Origin of the sequence: Fervidicoccus fontis Kam940 (genome assembly GCF_000258425.1) — an archaeon.
Classification (GTDB): Archaea; Thermoproteota; Thermoprotei_A; order Sulfolobales; family Fervidicoccaceae; genus Fervidicoccus; species Fervidicoccus fontis.
In genome coordinates, this window is record NC_017461.1 from 527,550 (window position 1) to 543,854 (window position 16,305).

Consider the following 16,305-nt stretch of genomic DNA (forward strand, 5'->3'; position numbering starts at 1 on the left):
TGTTGATGTGCGGAATAAGCGCATTTTTAGATGAAGCTACATTTAAAGAAGCGATTGAAGAGATCGCGATGATGCTTTATAGCTTACAGCATAGAGGCCAGGAAGCTTTTGGTATATCAGTTTTAAGCAAAGACAGAAAATTCCTCGTTATGCGATCTAGGCATCAGCTTTTCTCCCTGTTTTTAAAATCGTGGAAAAAGGAGCTGATAGAGAAAAAAGTGATCGGTGGAATAGGCCATGTCAGGTATTCCACCACAGGAAGTTACAGTGCACCAAGCCAACCGGTTTTGCTTGAATCTAACGATATAAAATTTAGCTTAGCTTTCAACGGAACAATTGCAAATTATAAAGAGCTTGATTCAAAGCTAGCAAGAAGAAAAGGTGAATACAGGATCTCCCCTAAAATTAAGAATAACGATTCTATAACTTTAGCCAACGTCCTTTATTCTCTGTACATTGACAATGAAAAAGACATAGTGGAAGCGTTAAGATATCTCCCCAACTATGTAATAGGAGGATACAGTATTGTTGTTGAAACCAACGAGCCTAGAATTGTTATCGCAAAGGATCCTTATGGATTTAGGCCTCTTTCGTACTCTTACGAGTCCGGTTTTTATGCAGCATCAGAGAATCCTGCACTTGAGCTTATAGGAAAGAAGTCTTGGAAGGAAGTTCTTCCTGGGGAAATAGTCTCTTATGATGGAGGAAAACTTGAAAGAATATATAGCGAAAGAAAAGTCGAGCCTTCGCCATGTTTATTTGAATACGTTTACTTTAGCAGATCCGACTCCGTTTTCAATGGAATAAGCATATATGATGCGAGAATTAATATGGGCAGATATCTTGCAGAATATGCTCCTGTAGATGGAGATGTAGTAATACCTGTACCTGATAGCGGCAGAGTGATAGCACTGGGTTATAGCAAAGCATCAGGGATCCCGATAGAAGAAGGCATAGTTGTTAATAAATACCTCGGAAGGGGATTCATCACTCCCCCGTTTCAAAGACCACTCGTTACTAAAATAAAGTACAATATTGTTGAGGAGGCTGTAAGAGGGAAGGAAGTTGTCTTGATAGATGATTCGATAGTAAGGGGCACTACAATGAGCGATCTTGTACCAAAGCTTAAATTAAAAGGCGCAAAAAAAGTGCATATAAGAATAGGCTCACCTCCTTATAAATGCCCATGCTATATGGGGATAGACGTTCCTACAAAGAGTGAAGTAATTGCTAAAAACGACGAAAAAGTGATCGCGAAAATGATTGGTGCCGACTCTCTCATATACAACTCACTAGATAATCTAATAAAAGCTGTACCGCTGAGAAACCTTTGTCATGCATGTTTTTCATGCAAATATCCTTTTTCTGAGAAGAGCTCATGTGAATATATAAAAATGTTGATAGATAGAGGAGGGAGAAATGAGATATAAAGATGCAGGAGTAGACCTGCAGAAGCATAACAATATTCACGAGATTGCGAAAATGCATGTTTTTAAGCTCAGCAATGAGCTGGGATCTATCATAGGAGGAGTAGGAGGATATTCACCTTACATGAGAATATTCGGAAGAGAATTAACTCTGCATGTAGACGGTGTTGGGACAAAGGTCCAAATACTGAGTAAGTTTAAAAAGCTCGATGTTGCAGGATGGGACTGCATAGCCATGAATGCAAATGATATGGCTTGCGAAGGTTTTAGGACGTTGGCATTTTCTGACTACATAGCGATGGATAGCGCAGACGAAGAGGGTTTTGAGGAGATAATTAAGGGAATGATAGATGCGTTGAGAAAAGTTAAGGCGCCTCTCCTTTCTGGAGAGACTGCTATAATGCCTGGAATCGTGAGCGGCAAGGATGTTGTATGCTTTGCTTTAGGGTCAAGAGAAATTGAATTCAAAAACAAAGCGAAGGAGGGAGATGTTGTTGTTGGAGTAGAGAGCAACGGATTGCATTCAAATGGCTACAGCTTAGTCAGAAAAGTAGTCGAAGAAAAAATTGGAGGTTATGATAGAGAAATAGAAGGTTTGGACTTAAAAGTTGAGCTCACAAAGCCAACATTTCTGTATTATAACCTCATCATTGAATCCATAAAAAAAGATCTAATTAACAGTGCAGCGCATGTGACTGGAGGGGGATGGAAGAAGCTTAAAAGAGTCTTAGGAGAAGTGTTAGATATGAACCTCTCTCCGCCCCCTCCTCCTCAGATATTTGAGGTTTTACTGAAATACGGGGAAATACCTATTGAAGAAGCATATAGCGTTTTCAATATGGGAGTCGGTTTAGTTTTTACTACTGAGAAAGAAAGCTTAGAAGAATTAATTGAGCTTATAGAAAGACACAGCTTTCGCCCAGTTATTTTGGGCGAGGTTTCCAAAGGCTCAGGACTTTTAAAAATAGAGGCGAATAAATATGGGAAGAATTTCGTCTTATGAAATTGAAAGAATAATAAAAAATAGTGGGAAAATAAGCGTATCTGCGGTAGCAAGCCATTCTGCACTGGATGTTTTCGATGGGGCTCACGATGAAGGGTTCAAAACGATTGCTATATGTCAAAAAGGTAGGGAGAAAACATATGAAAGGTTCATCTCCGTAATAAGTGAAGTTATTATATTAGAAAAATTCTCCGACATCGTAAAAAAAGAACACCAAAAGAAGCTTCAAGAAAAAAACTCGATATTTGTGCCGAACAGGAGCTTTTCTGTATATGTGGGGTATGATAAGATAGAAGAAGAATTTGAAATCCCAATTTTCGGTAATAGATTTATGCTCAGGTATGAGGAAAGAACTGGCGAAAAGAACTACTATAAACTTCTAGATAAAGCAGGAATAAGAAGGCCGAAAACTTTCGCCAATCCTGATGAAATTGATAGACCTGTAATTGTAAAAATGCTACATGCGGTTAAGAAGGTAGAAAGGGGATTCTTTATAGCTATTGACAGAGAGGACTTCTACAGAAAATTCAATAGGCTTGTTAACGACGGCATAGTCAATAAAGAGGATATAAACCATGCGTCCATAGAAGAGCTCGTCATTGGGTCACACTTCAATGTAAACTACTTCAATTCTATAGCATTTAATAGGAACGAAATAATCAGCATAGATAGAAGAATACAAACGGATCTAGACGGCTTTCTCAGGCTCCCTGCAGATATACAGCTTGATTTAAAGGAATTTATAGACGTTGAAATGATTGAAATAGGTCACGAACCTGTGACCATAAGAGAAAGCATGCTTGAGAAGCTTTTTGAAATCGGAGATAAATTTGTTGAAGCTTCAAGAGAAATTGAGTCTCCTGGAATAATAGGTCCTTACACATTGCAACTTATAGTTACGAAAAACCTTGAGCCTATAGTATTTGATGTCGCCACAAGAATCGGAGGGGGGACAAATGCATACATGGGAATTGGCAGTCAATATAGTAAGCTTTACTTTGGCAAGCCAATAAGCCTCGGCAGGAGGATCTCGATTGAATTAAAAGAATGCTTAACCAAAGGTTGTCTGGAAGAAATTCTTACTTGAGGTGAGAGAGATGAATAAAGATGTTATTTGCGTATTTGATTGGAGGTACGGATCTGATGAAATGAGAGAGATATTTTCTCTGAAGAATATTGTAAAGACATATATAAAAGTGGAAAATGCTCTTATGAACGGACTTATAGATGCAGGATTTGCCCCTCCAGCTTGCAGAGACTCAGTAGTTAAATGTGGGGGCAATATATCTCCAGAGGAAGTATATGAAAAAGAAAAAGTCCTTGGGCACGATATTGCATCCCTCACATATATACTTGGAGAAGTTTGCGGAGAGTGCGGGAAATACGTTCATTTGGGCGCTACAAGCTACGATATTGTCGATACTACATGGTCCCTACTAATAAAACAAGCTGATGATGTACTGATATCAAAGCTTAAGAAGATCATTGAAAAGCTTATTGAATTGGCAAAGAACTACGCCAACTATGTAGAGCCAGGCAGAACTCATGGGCAACATGCAGATCCTATAACTTTCGGATTCAAATTTGCAAATTACATATATGAGCTGACAAGGAGCCTGGAAAGGATTAAGGATGCGGAAAAAAGGACTGTGAAAATTAAAATGTCAGGTGCAGTTGGAACGATGGCTGCCTGGAATGGAAAAGGGCTGGAAATTGAAGAAAGCGTAAGCAAGCAATTAAACATTGAACCTCATCTAATAAGCACGCAGGTTGCTCCAAGAGATGGATTGGCAGAAGTTATTTCTTCTCTCGCTATTCTCGCCTCCCAACTAGACAGATTTGCCTTAGAAGTGAGGGAGCTTTCAAGAACTGAAATAAATGAAATGTATGAGTACGCTGAGAGAATAGGCAGCAGTACAATGCCTCACAAAAGAAACCCTGTCACTGCAGAAAGAATATCGGGTCTTGCAAAAATAATGAGAGCATTTGTGATTTCCACTCTTGAAAACATCCCTCTGATGCATGAAAGAGATCTAACCAATAGCTCAAGTGAAAGGGTAATTCTTCCTCACGCATACTTAACTATGGACCAAATGATGGATGACATGATTAAGCTTCTAAATACCTTATATATAAATACTGAAGCCGCTAAAAAGAACTTAGAAATTACTAAAGGAGCAACATTGAGCGAAAAACTTATGCTCCTTTTAGTTGAAAGGGGATTTGCAAGGCATGAAGCTCACAAAAAAGTCATGCAGATATCTAGAGCGCTGAAAGAAGGAGAGAGCTTAATAGATGCTGCGCTAAGAGATGAAGATATTTCCAAGTTATTTACTAGAGAAGAGCTGGAAAGAGAGCTGAAGCCCGAAAAATATCTTGGAAACTATAGGGAGCTCATCGAAAGAACCATAAGTTATGCAGAAAAGAGGCTTCATGAGTTATGAGTGTAAAAAGCTTAATCGAAAAATACGACCTTGAAAACCTTACTATTGCTACTTTGGCAAGCCATTCCTCTCTCCAAATAGTCCACGGAGCGAAAAAGGAGGGATTTAAGACAGCGCTTATTACGCTCCATGATAGAGAGCATTTTTATAGAAATTTCGAAAACCTCATTGACCACCTGATTGTTGTGAACAGCTGGAATGAAATTTGTACTGAAAAAGTAGAAAAAAAGCTGGAAAGCTTAAATTCTATTTTTGTCCCTCACGGAAGCCTTGTGGAATATGTTGGAATTAAATGTGCCGAGTCCTTCAAGATTCCTTATTTTGGGACGAGGAAAATGTTTAGAATTGAAGCCGATCAGTACAAGAAGATGTCCCTTTTATATCAAGCAGGCATCCCAATTCCCAAGGAATATTCTCTTGAAGATGATATAGAAAAGCCCGTGATCGTAAAATTGCCAGGAGCCAAAGGCGGAAAAGGTTACTTTATAGCAACATCGAAAAAAGACATAAAAGAAAAATTGAGCGATCTCAAAAAAAGTGGAATAATAGATGATGAGAAAAATGTGATAATTCAAGAATACGTAATAGGAACCCCTGCTTACTTTCATTACTTTTATAGTCCAATAAAGAACAGAATTGAAATACTAGGTGCAGATATAAGATATGAGAGCAATATTGATGGACTGAAGAGGCTACCATCCGAATTTGGTATTACAAACTTTATTGAGCCTTCATTTGTAGTTGTCGGCAATCTGCCAATGGTTCTGAGAGAAAGCTTGCTCCCTAAAGTATTAGATTACGGGGAGAGGTTTGTAAAAGCATCAAAAACTGAAGCGCAACCTGGTATAATTGGACCATTCAGCATAGAAACCATAATAAGGGATGACCTAGAGATTATAGCTTTTGAGTTTTCAGGCAGGATCGTAGCTGGGACTAACTTATATATTAGCGGAAGTCCATATTCATGGCTTTACTTTAATGAAGAAATGAGCATGGGAAGGAGGATTGCTAGAGAAATAAAAATGGCTAAAGAAAATAACAGCTTGGAACTGGTATTAACCTAATCATTTTTTTAAAGATTTCTCTCTTTCTACATTTTTTTAAATATATCATACCTCTCCAGATACTCATCATCAAAACAAAGTAATTTCTATAAGCATTTTCATGAAATAACACGTCAATCTCAAGTCTAGGCCTTAACTCTGAGAACTCACCTGAGTAGCCAATAGTTAGCCACTAATTCTCTTGGCTATGGGACCTGTGATAGGCAGAACCCAAAACGCTGTTGAGGAAATTTCAAATATTTTGAAGTTATCTGAAAAACATATTCTTTATTCGGGGGTTCAGGTTTTATATAAGTTCATAGATCAATATTATCCCCTCATCTCCATTCCCCTGCATCCCGATCCCGATTGGTTCTACATGTGGCTTAGAGGCTTCCGAGAGCAAGGTATTTGAGGAATATATTTTCTAGCTCAAATCAGATAATCAATATCAGCCCCTATAAACCTTTATGAAACTCAAAACACTTTGTCTAGGCTATCTTTTCTTTTAATTTCTCATCAGTTATTCTTATCGCGCTCCATAGCTGGAGAGATCAATCCGTTGGTGCTCTCCTTCCTGCTTCCATTATTTTCTTAACATCATTTTCAGGAACTTTCTTGTCTATGTATTTTCTTATCGACCTTCTAGAAAGAATTGCATTAAAAACTTCTTCAGAAATCTTCCTAACCAAGTAGAAAATTAAAGACTAGGTTTATATGTTTCTCTCGTGAACAAAATTGATGCTAAAATTCCAAATAATGAAACTCCTATGCTGACAATTATCATAGAACTGATGCTTAAAAAACCTGAGATGGTCTGCAATATAGCAATGCCGAAAAAGACCTGAACATTAAACATTGCTGTAGCTGTTCCTGAGTATTTTGATTGAACTTCTTCTCTTGCCATAACAGGAGCTACTATTTGTAAAGCTATTGAAAGTCCAAGAGATATCATTGAAGCATAGAGCAAAATACTATTGTGTAAGTAAAATGAAATATAAATTAAAAACCATCCAATAAGTGAAGAGAGCGGAGTGGAGATTAAAATTGGCTTTCTCCTCTTTATAACATTATCGCTTATAAAGCCTACTATAGGAGAGAAAATAGTAGCCGTTATAGCAATTATCATAAGCATAATGCTTGCCTTTCCTATACTGAACCCAAACATTTCAGTTAGGTTCCTTTGACCCCATGTGGCTTGATATGCGATGCTAGTGCCATATCCGGCTAAAGCGGCTATTCCGACACCCCATATGTGCTTTTCTGAAGCTATTTTCTTCATTTCGGCAAATCTTTCTCTTAGCTTAGAAGTTTTTTCTATGCTTCCTACATCACTCGATTTTTTAAAAACTAAGTAAGAAAGCAAGGAAGATATAGAGGCCAATATTAAAAGTGTTGTTGTGTAGCCGAACCTCTGAAGAAAAATCCTTAATGGATAAGTCGAGACTATTGTACTGAAGTTCCCAATCATTATTGCGAAAGAGGTTAATTTTGCTTGCATCGATTTGCTAAAATATAGAGAAGATGATCTCATATAAGAAAGAAATGCGACAGCTGCCGCAAAGCCTATTAAAGTCCTTCCTACAATTAGGCCAAACTCATTTTTTAAAAGCATAAGGATAGTACCCAATGAAAGTACTGCAAGCATGGTGGCACCTATTCTCTTAACTCCATAAGAGTCTAATAGTGGACCGGTTATAAGCTGGGAGGTTGCATATGCATAAAAGTATGCTGAAGACATTGTAGATAGAAGAATATTGGCATTTATGCCATAATATCGAGAAAATTCATCAACTTCAGGCTTCATAATACCAGTCATTGTCCTGTGAAAATATACTAGGGCATATGCAATCAATAAAATGATCATTATCGAATAATAACTGTTATTCGACCCCTTTGCAGTCAATTCAATCACTAATCTTTTTATTGATTAGAGTAGGTGTAAACTATTTTTTAATTTTCTTGTATTTATTTTTTAAATTATAATTCAATTCTTTTGGTACTTTCATCCGAAGAAGCCTTCTATATATCTTTTATATTTTTATAAAAATATATAAATTCTATAAATTTATGCAAAAAAGTATAAAAATAGCCAATTAAGAATAAAAAGTATAGAAATGGGGGAAGTGTATAAATTGTCAAATGCTTTCAGTGAACTTGATAGGGCAAAGCTGAGCTGGGGACACATAAAGGTAATGATCGTTTCTGGCTTAGGCTTTTTTACAGATGCCTACGACCTTTTTGTAATTGGAATAGTTCTCATGCTTCTATCTGGACCGTATCAAACTTCATTCCACTTATCAGGGCATGAGATCGGGGCTGTTGGTGCATCATCACTTGCTTTTGCAATGATAGGACAACTTCTTTTTGGGAAGATCGCCGATAAATATGGTAGAAAAAAAATATATGGAATTGAGCTTTCTATTTTGATAATTGGAGCGCTACTGAGTGCAATATCATGGAATTTCGAGTCACTTTTAATCTCAAGGATTTTTTTGGGTATAGGAATTGGGGGAGACTACCCAGTAAGTGCAACTATAATGAGCGAATATGCAAATGCCAAAGATAGAGGGAAGCTTGTAGGATTGGTATTCGCCATGCAGGGCTTTGGAGCAATAACAGCTGTGGTAGCTTCTGTAATATTGGTTTCTTATCTTCCTGCTGAAATTACTTGGAGAGCACTCTTAGCTATCGGAGCAATCCCTCCACTCTCGGTCGTCTATCTAAGAAGAAAAGTACCTGAAACTCCGAGGTATGCATTGCTCGTATCAAACAATCAAGAAGAGGCTAAAAAGGCATCCAAAATCATTATAGGGAAAGAGATAAGATTTAATGTAGGTAACAACGGCATAAATCACTTAACGTTCAGAGAGTTTTTGGAAAAATACTGGAAGTCTTTGTTTATAGCTTCTTTTGCTTGGTTTCTAATGGACATAGCTTTCTACGGAACGGGCATTTACTCATCTTTTATCGTCCCCCAAATGATTTCTGTAGACTCAATACATATGAAAATCTTAATATCGGGAATACCATACTTCGTTGGCGCCTTTGGATACTTCTTTGCAGCCTTCCTAATGGATTCACTAGGAAGGAAGAGGATACAAATACAGGGCTTTATAGCAATGGCCGCAATTTATCTAATCGTTGCACTATCTCTTGTTAGTAATGGGAAAGACGTATTGGGATTCTATGTACCTAAATATTTAGCATTTCTGATATACAGTCTTTCATTTTTCTTTATAAACTTCGGACCAAATGAAACAACATTCGTATTTCCAACAGAGCTTTTCCCAACGAAATATAGATCTACATCGCATGGAATTGCTGCAGCTACGGGAAAGGCTGGAGCGGCATTAAGTACATATTTATTCCCATTAGCTTTGGAATCTATAGGTATCAGGGGAGTTTTGTTTATACTGTCAGGAGTGTCAATGCTTGGAGCGATTATATCAATATGGCTAAAAGAACCTGCTGGCAAATCGCTTGAAGAAATTACGGAAGAGAAAGTTGCGATCGAAGTTCCAATTTCTGTTCCTCATCCATATTCTAACTAAAAAATCTTTATTTTATCTCATCAACATCAAAATATAAACTTTTATGAAACCCGAAACTGTTTGTCTAGGCTAAGGACAGAAAGAAGAAGGATGAGACAATAAGGTTTCGTATAAAAATAACCTTTATGAAAATTTTAAGTAAAGTAGTAATTAGCAAAAAATACGCTCTTAATAGACCCTATTTGAACGAAAATTCTTTTAGTTAAAAATAACAAAATTAGTAAAAATAGAATTGGTGTAAATTATGGGTATTTTTACTTTTGAAAAAGAGTATAATAAAAATGTTAGTCTGAGCGAAATTTTAGATAAGTTTTCCAACTACTTAAAAAATAACGGATGGCAAGTTCAACAAAAAACCGGAGTAGATAAAGCTATCCTTCAAGCGAGAAAGGGGGGGATATTGAGAGATCTATTTGCTGCAGGAAGGGCGCTTACTTTCACTTTTGAGCAAGAGCCTGAGAAACTGAGAGTTAAAGTTGGAATTGGAAATTGGATCCAGAATATAGCTATAACAACAATTGAAACATTATTTTTGAGCTCACTTTTCTTACTAGTAGATATTCCGGAAATGCTTTGGAACAAACATATAGAAGAAGAGATTTTAAAAGAATTAGACAAAATAATTAACAATGCATAAAATTGAAGTGACGTAGTTGAAAATGTCCGAGCAGATTAGAATAGAGGGAGTAAGCATAAAATTATCTGAAAATAAGCCAGGAATTTACAAAATAACGATTTTTATAAAAAACGTTGGGGAAGTTAAAGCTGATATAAATAGCGCATATGTTTTCAACATCTATGGAAACGTATTTTGCTCTGAAATTTTAAACATTAGCCTTCAGCCTGGCGAAGTGAATACTATATCATTAGAGTGCAAGCTTGAAGAAAGAGCTCCTTATTTCGCAAAAGTAGCAACAAAAAAGGGACAGGAATCTCTTTACTCATTTAATATCTAGATATTTTCCTATTTTCCGTATTCCTTTTAACAGCTTCTCTCCTTCTAGTCATAAAGAACAAGGTTAGAAAGATTATCATTAAAGCAAAAGCAAGATTTATGCCAAAAAACTCTATTCCAAAATACTCTTTTGTCCAGCTCAAAGATTCGTAAAGAAGCTGAAGCTCTATAACTAAAGTTATCCCGCCAAACAAATAAACAAAGACCCTTCCTATATTTCCAGAGCTGGAATTTGATAACATATTAAATCTCTTTGAAATAAATCTCAGCATAGAATTTGTGGTGACTATGAAAGCCAACAGCACAAGAGAAGATCCTAATACTCCTATTATTACCCGTATAATTATTTCTATAGAAAATGATAAATTAATATGTTGAAATATTAAGGAGAACATATCGCTAAGATATGAAACCAACAAAACAATTGCTACAAATCTCGTTAGTATCGCAAAAGTCCCAACAAGCGTCTCAATGCTGCTGAAATATAGCTTAGAAATTCCATCTAAGGCCTTTCTCGTATTAAGAGGAATGAACGAAATAAGTTTTAATGCAAAGGTATCAATTCTTGAAGATATAGCTCCACTTACAATTAAAGTCGACATAACCGCTATAGTTGATATGCCAACCATTTGACTTGCAAGCATTCCAGATGATGCCAACGTATCTGCAAATATAATTCCGCTTTCTGCTATAGGGAAAAGGGTTAATGAGATGAGTGAGGCATTTTCAGGAGTCACTCCACCTAGAATCCCACCGATAAACAAACCGATCATTCTTATTGGTACTGCCAGCATCCCTAAAATGATTCCATACTTTATTACTTTTATACTATTGAAAAGACCTATATCTGCTCCTAGAGAAGAGAAGTAAAATAACATACCAATCTCTTTCATCCCTACAAGCATGTCAGCTATCTCCCCCGCACCTAAAGTTGATGAAAAGGCGAGGCCCGAGATGAATGCGCCAAATAACGGAGGGAGACCGAAGTATTGAGAGATAGATACATATCCGAGAGCTATAGCGAGAGATAGAATAAACTTATTGGTTTTTTCCTGCACCAATGCAGAGCTGCTCAAAATCCTGAGTATTAAATAAGCAGAAGCAAACATAATTAGAGAAAGAGCTGCAATCTTTAAGAAAAGCTGGAACCCGCTAATTATCCCAACATTAGAACTGCTGAATGAAAAAAGTATTGAGAATAAACTGAACTGTACAATATCTTCCATGCTGAACTGCAAAGTAGCAATCTGCTTAATTTTTGTCCCCAATCTTCCTCTATCACTGGATATAAGATAGAAAGTGACCATAGAGCAGTTTACAAGGAGAAGAAAAGTAAAAAGCCTTTCAATTTGAGAAAAGCCCAAAGTAAAAGAAACGATGCTGCTCAGAGTCCAAATGAACGTTATAGATACTAATTCTATAGCTACAACTCTAGAAAAAGATGCCCGCAGTCCTGAAATGCTTATCGATGAACCAGCTTCGAAAAAGAAAAGTACCAAACCTATTTCTCTCAATGCATCTGTATAACTGAAGTCAACAGAAATATGAAAATGCAAAGCGATATACGCTATAATAATTCCTCCAAAAATATAACCGAGGATCCTTCCAAAGCCAAATCTCTGAAAAGTTGAAGCTATGAATCCACTGACTGTCAGCAAAATCAGCACTGATAGCAAAGGATCCAATAGGCTTCCCTCATATAAAAACAAAAGTATTAAAATAAAAAAACTTTATCTATTAAATTGAATTCAAGCCTCGATCTTTCTCTTCTTTACTGCCCTATCAAAGACAAGCCAGTTGTTGTACCACTCCTCATTTTCCTTTTTTAAAAGCTCAAGAACCTCCTTCATTAAGTCCTTTGTCGCTATCTCGCTTACCCCTCTTTCAAGCAATCTGCCTTCAATTATTTTTGCTATTTTTCTAGCAACCTCAGGTGTCGCTCCAGTTTTTACAAGACTGACAATTATTTTTTCTGGCATGAACTCTTCTTTTTCTCCATTTCTTTTTAAAACTGAAATATTCATTATTCCACCATAAAGTTCTGTCTATAAAATATTAATGGATAACATAATAATAAGTTTTTAAAAGCAAAATTCTATTCGTAGCTGAAAGCGAGAATACGTTGGTAATCTTTATTAGTATTATTTTTTATAAATAATAACCTGGTAATGTAAAGGAAGATGCGACATGATACCTGAAGAGCTTGTCTCAAAGTATGTGACCCCTTCAATAAAAGGGCTGATTATACATAACTTAGTAAAAAGAGGGTATGGACAATTTAAAGTTGGAAAACTACTAGGAATATCCCAACCTATGGTTAACAAATACTTAAGCGTAAATGAATCCATATATATTGAAAAACTGAAAAAAGTTGGGATAAATGAGGAAGAAGTAAGTAGGCTTGTAGAAGTCCTTTCTGAAACGCTTCACGACAACAGACCGTTTGATTATATAAAGTTGCTCCATTCGTATACTGCTTCATTATTAGAGAGAGGCGTGCTATGCAATTTTCATAGAAAAATTTACCCAATAATTCCAGGTGATTGTAATATATGCCTAACATCGCATAAAGAAAAGAAAGATATCTTAATAGATGAGGTTAGAACCGCTTTTGAGTTGTTCAATTCTAACCCTAATAGTTATCTCCTCATTCCTGAAGTTGGTTCTAACATTGTGGCATTTCCAGAAAGCGGGAGGTCTTATATAGAAGCAGTCGGCTTTTCTGGTAAAATTGTAAACATTGGAAGCAGAGTTATAGCTGTAGGAGAACCGATGAGGGGAGGGAGCAGGCACACAGCGACAGTTCTTTCTAAAGTCAAAAATAGGTTCAATGAAGTGTGTGGTGTCATTGTAATAAGATATGATAGAAAGATAATTGAAAAAATGGATCGTCTTGGATATAAAATTTCTAAAGTTAAGCCGCATAGCTCTATGGAGGAATTTTACCTATATCTTGATGAGCTGTTAGGAGAGCTTAAAGATCCCCCTGATGTGATTGTAGATGAAGGCGGAGAAGGGATAGAACCTGTCTGTTACATATTTGGAAAAAATGCAATTGACGCGGTTAAAAAAGCTCTAAACACTATTTAATTTATTATCTGCATACTATTGATTTCTCCTTATACTTTTTGCAGCATAAGTGGCAATAAATCCATAAACTGCACCGCTAACCATTGATGCAATCACCCATAGAGACATCTCAATGCTACTTCCAATTGTCCCAAACAACAAAGCATCTAATGCCACTGCAACAGGTCCGGCGGCAATCGCTGAAAGAACTCCAGAGATAATATCCCATCTTTTATATCTGAAAAGGAAATATACAAATTCCGATGCGAGTCCCTGCAAAAGCCCGTAAATTATGTTAGTTATTCCGCCTGCTGGAGCTATTAAAGTTTCAACGAATGCCCCTATTACTTCCCCAAATAGAGCTGAAAGAGGCTTTCTTATAAGCGTGGCAGCAAGAGGAGCACCTATAAACCAAAGGCCGTATGAAGCCAATCTTGCGCCAACTGGACCTCCTACAGCTTCAACTGCATAATAAATTGACCATGATCCAGCAAATATAATTCCTGTTACTACACCAACGAGTGCTAAAATTGCGAGGTCAATGCCTGTATAGCTTGTTTTCTTCTTTTCTTTTTTCTCTGCACTGTTCATATGAGACCATCAAAACATTAAATGTAATAATAAGGATATAAAGTTATTGATTGTAAAGTTATAAAAATTTTACAAATATAATCGCAATCGCCCATTCTACTGCAATTAAACTTAGTATAAATATATCATATATAGAAAGTTTCTCCTTTTTTATCCTCTTCCTAAGCTTTACGCCTCTAAGCTCTGCAGAAATTCCGCTCCACTGGGCTCTTTCATAGCTTACATTTAATATAGAAATTAAAACTTCTTTTAAGATTAAAGGATTGAGTATATTTGTACCAGCCTTCCTCTCTTTTCTGGCTATCTGAAGCTCTCTGTAGTCTCTAGAAATTAATGGAAAAAGCCTAAAAGCGTGGGATATAGAAAATGCTATCCACGGCGGCATTCCAAGGTCTCGCTCTAAAGACCTGATCAGCTCTCTGGAACCTCCACTCATACCCAACATGAAGAGAGTTGAACCGATTATTAGGAAGAACCTTAAATTTACAAGCAAAAAGGATGTTAATGCGTTGTACCTAACAGAGAGCCCTCCTATTTTAAACAACATAGGACCGGTATTGTGAAAATAGATGCCGTTGATGAGGGCCCCCCACGCATTTATCATCAAAATAACAAAAATAAGCTTCATTGGAAGGGTCTTCCTTCCATAGCAAATACCTAATATGAAATTCAACAATGAGGGTATTAAGAGAGAGCTTGGCAAATTAAAAACAAATGCCATAATTGATACCGCAATCGCATATATGAAAAGCATAGAAGGCTTGATTTTTCTATGCTCCATGACTTACACCTGAAATGGTCTCTAGCTTTTTCGCTTCATCAATAGGATCCACTTCTTTGATACTTCCATTATATGTAGCATAAGCTCTATCTGCAATTTCAGACAAGACTCTTGGATCGTGAGTAGAAATCAGGAAAGAAGTGCCTTTTTCTTTAAGCTTGATAACATTGCTGAAAAAATCAAATAGCATAAACTTGTCAAGTCCAACAGTAGGTTCATCAAAAAGAACGATTGAAGGTTCGTAGCTCCATGCTATTACTGCAGAAAGCCACCTCCTTTGCCCAAGGCTAAGCGTGTAAGGTGAAGAGTTCTTTCTGCTTTCATAGAAGTCGAGCAGTGCTATTAATTCATCCTTTCTCTTTCCGGTCTTTTTCGATAGGAATTCGAGCTCTTCTTTCAAAGTGTTTTTTATAAACAAATAGTCAGGAACTTGAGGTACATAAAAAGGCTTGACATTCTTTCTTTCCGCATAAATTTTTATCTCTCCACTATATTTTTTATGAAAGCCTGCGATAGTTTTTAAGAGAGTTGTCTTCCCGGAGCCGTTTGGACCTACTAATGCAACAACCTCTCCCCTTCTCAAATCCAGATCAATATTTCTCAATATGTAGTCGCTTTCGTCATACCAGCATTCAACCCCTCTCATTTCTAGAATTTTTTCTCTCCTATTTTCATCTTTTTTCTTCTTGGTTTCAGAAACAGGATAAGAATCTACACCCAAAGAATCTAATTTTTCCAAAAATTCAGGAGAAATAGTGATGTCCTTGAAATAAGTGGTATCTGAATTTTTTCCCAATACTATAAGCTCAGATGCCATATCAATAAAATATTTTACTTTATGTTCTACCACAATAATGCTTTTTCCCATCCTTATTTCGCTAGCAATAAAATTTCTAACATCATTAATACCCCATGGATCTAAAGATGCTGTAGGCTCGTCGAATATAATTATAGGGGGATCATGAGCTATTGCAGAAGCCAATGATAGTCTTCTTTTCTCTCCTCCGGATAGGTTTTCAACATGCTCAAACATCTTTTTCTTCAAACCAAATGTTTCTAAAAGGTTTTCCGTCTTTTTCTTTGCTTCACTTTCTTCGAAGCCAAAGTTTTCAAGTGTGAACATCACTTCATCAAATGGCGTTGGCATTAAAAGTTGCCTATCAGGATCTTGAAGGACAAAACCGAAGATTTTGCCAGAAAATGAAAGCGGCTCATCTAGCTTCAGTATGTCTGTTGAACGGTAAATAACTTTTCCATCAGCCCATCCTTTTAATAAAGATGTAAGCACGCCAGTAATAGCAAAAAGCAAAGTAGTTTTTCCAGAACCTGAATGACCTCCTATTAAAATGAGTTTACCGCTTTCAGCATCAAAACTGATATTGTTCAGTATTTTTTCGCTTTCATTATAACCAGCAGAGTTTATACGTACACTTAGCAT

At 36.6% G+C, this 16,305-nt stretch carries 16 protein-coding genes; 9 read left to right on the forward strand and 7 right to left on the reverse strand.

What is annotated here, in order from left to right:
* Positions 1-5 precede the first annotated feature (5 nt).
* From purF to FFONT_RS02785, 5 genes are read left to right on the forward strand one after another with little or no spacing between them, the layout of a single operon-like run.
* Positions 6-1,430 carry an amidophosphoribosyltransferase gene (gene purF, locus FFONT_RS02765; protein WP_148683562.1) on the forward strand — a complete coding sequence of 475 codons (1,425 nt, stop codon included), beginning with the start codon at positions 6-8 and terminating at the stop codon, positions 1,428-1,430.
* A complete protein-coding gene (gene purM, locus FFONT_RS02770; RefSeq protein ID WP_014557704.1) occupies positions 1,420-2,430 on the forward strand; it encodes a phosphoribosylformylglycinamidine cyclo-ligase in 1,011 nt (336 codons plus the stop codon). Before purF ends, purM begins: the two co-directional genes overlap by 11 nt.
* On the forward strand, positions 2,408-3,517 hold the full coding sequence (locus FFONT_RS02775) for a formate--phosphoribosylaminoimidazolecarboxamide ligase family protein (RefSeq protein WP_014557705.1): 1,110 nt from the start codon (positions 2,408-2,410) through the stop codon (positions 3,515-3,517). Before purM ends, FFONT_RS02775 begins: the two co-directional genes overlap by 23 nt.
* Positions 3,518-3,527: 10 nt before the next feature.
* Entirely contained in the window at positions 3,528-4,874 is a 1,347-nt protein-coding gene (gene purB / locus FFONT_RS02780; protein ID WP_148683563.1) for an adenylosuccinate lyase, read from the forward strand.
* On the forward strand, positions 4,871-5,938 hold the full coding sequence (locus tag FFONT_RS02785) for a formate--phosphoribosylaminoimidazolecarboxamide ligase (RefSeq protein ID WP_014557707.1): 1,068 nt from the start codon (positions 4,871-4,873) through the stop codon (positions 5,936-5,938). The genes purB and FFONT_RS02785 overlap by 4 nt, the downstream gene beginning before the upstream one ends.
* A gap of 533 nt (positions 5,939-6,471) precedes the next feature.
* On the opposite strand, the gene FFONT_RS07090 is transcribed toward FFONT_RS02785, so the two are convergent.
* Both FFONT_RS07090 and FFONT_RS02795 read right to left on the reverse strand, forming a co-directional pair.
* Positions 6,472-6,609: a nitroreductase family protein gene (locus FFONT_RS07090; protein WP_014557709.1), complete on the reverse strand. Its 138-nt coding sequence runs from the start codon at positions 6,607-6,609 to the stop codon at positions 6,472-6,474.
* 8 nt (positions 6,610-6,617) lie between these two features.
* Positions 6,618-7,823 carry an MFS transporter gene (locus FFONT_RS02795; protein ID WP_148683564.1) on the reverse strand — a complete coding sequence of 402 codons (1,206 nt, stop codon included), beginning with the start codon at positions 7,821-7,823 and terminating at the stop codon, positions 6,618-6,620.
* 211 nt (positions 7,824-8,034) lie between these two features.
* Here FFONT_RS02795 and FFONT_RS02800 point away from each other — a divergent pair, with 211 nt between their 5' ends.
* From FFONT_RS02800 to FFONT_RS02810, 3 genes are all read left to right on the forward strand, one after another.
* Positions 8,035-9,471: an MFS transporter gene (locus FFONT_RS02800; protein WP_148683565.1), complete on the forward strand. Its 1,437-nt coding sequence runs from the start codon at positions 8,035-8,037 to the stop codon at positions 9,469-9,471.
* A 244-nt stretch (positions 9,472-9,715) separates the two neighbouring features.
* A complete protein-coding gene (locus FFONT_RS02805; RefSeq protein ID WP_014557713.1) occupies positions 9,716-10,108 on the forward strand; it encodes a hypothetical protein in 393 nt (130 codons plus the stop codon).
* Between the two features lie 16 nt (positions 10,109-10,124).
* Positions 10,125-10,427 (forward strand): hypothetical protein, encoded by a 303-nt coding sequence (locus FFONT_RS02810; RefSeq protein ID WP_148683566.1) that lies wholly within the window; start codon positions 10,125-10,127, stop codon positions 10,425-10,427.
* Here the strand turns inward: FFONT_RS02810 and FFONT_RS02815 are convergent.
* Positions 10,417-12,111 carry a cation:proton antiporter gene (locus FFONT_RS02815; RefSeq protein WP_158308294.1) on the reverse strand — a complete coding sequence of 565 codons (1,695 nt, stop codon included), beginning with the start codon at positions 12,109-12,111 and terminating at the stop codon, positions 10,417-10,419. The genes FFONT_RS02810 and FFONT_RS02815 overlap by 11 nt on opposite strands.
* A 63-nt stretch (positions 12,112-12,174) precedes the next feature.
* Entirely contained in the window at positions 12,175-12,450 is a 276-nt protein-coding gene (locus FFONT_RS02820) for an ATP cone domain-containing protein (protein WP_014557716.1), read from the reverse strand.
* Positions 12,451-12,613: 163 nt separating this feature from the next.
* Between FFONT_RS02820 and FFONT_RS02825 the strand changes: the two genes are divergently transcribed.
* Positions 12,614-13,516, forward strand: coding sequence for a thiamine-phosphate synthase family protein (locus tag FFONT_RS02825; RefSeq protein ID WP_014557717.1), 903 nt, complete (start codon positions 12,614-12,616; stop codon positions 13,514-13,516).
* Between the two features lie 15 nt (positions 13,517-13,531).
* On the opposite strand, the gene FFONT_RS02830 is transcribed toward FFONT_RS02825, so the two are convergent.
* Genes FFONT_RS02830 through FFONT_RS02840 form a run of 3 tightly spaced genes read right to left on the reverse strand, consistent with a single transcriptional unit; the run spans position 13,532 to position 16,305 of the window.
* The gene (locus FFONT_RS02830; RefSeq protein ID WP_014557718.1) at positions 13,532-14,086 is read right to left on the reverse strand and encodes an ECF transporter S component; all 555 of its coding nucleotides are present in this window, start codon (positions 14,084-14,086) and stop codon (positions 13,532-13,534) included.
* Between the two features lie 58 nt (positions 14,087-14,144).
* The gene (locus FFONT_RS02835) at positions 14,145-14,867 is read right to left on the reverse strand and encodes an energy-coupling factor transporter transmembrane component T (protein ID WP_014557719.1); all 723 of its coding nucleotides are present in this window, start codon (positions 14,865-14,867) and stop codon (positions 14,145-14,147) included.
* Positions 14,857-16,305: an ABC transporter ATP-binding protein gene (locus tag FFONT_RS02840; protein ID WP_014557720.1), complete on the reverse strand. Its 1,449-nt coding sequence runs from the start codon at positions 16,303-16,305 to the stop codon at positions 14,857-14,859. The genes FFONT_RS02835 and FFONT_RS02840 overlap by 11 nt, the downstream gene beginning before the upstream one ends.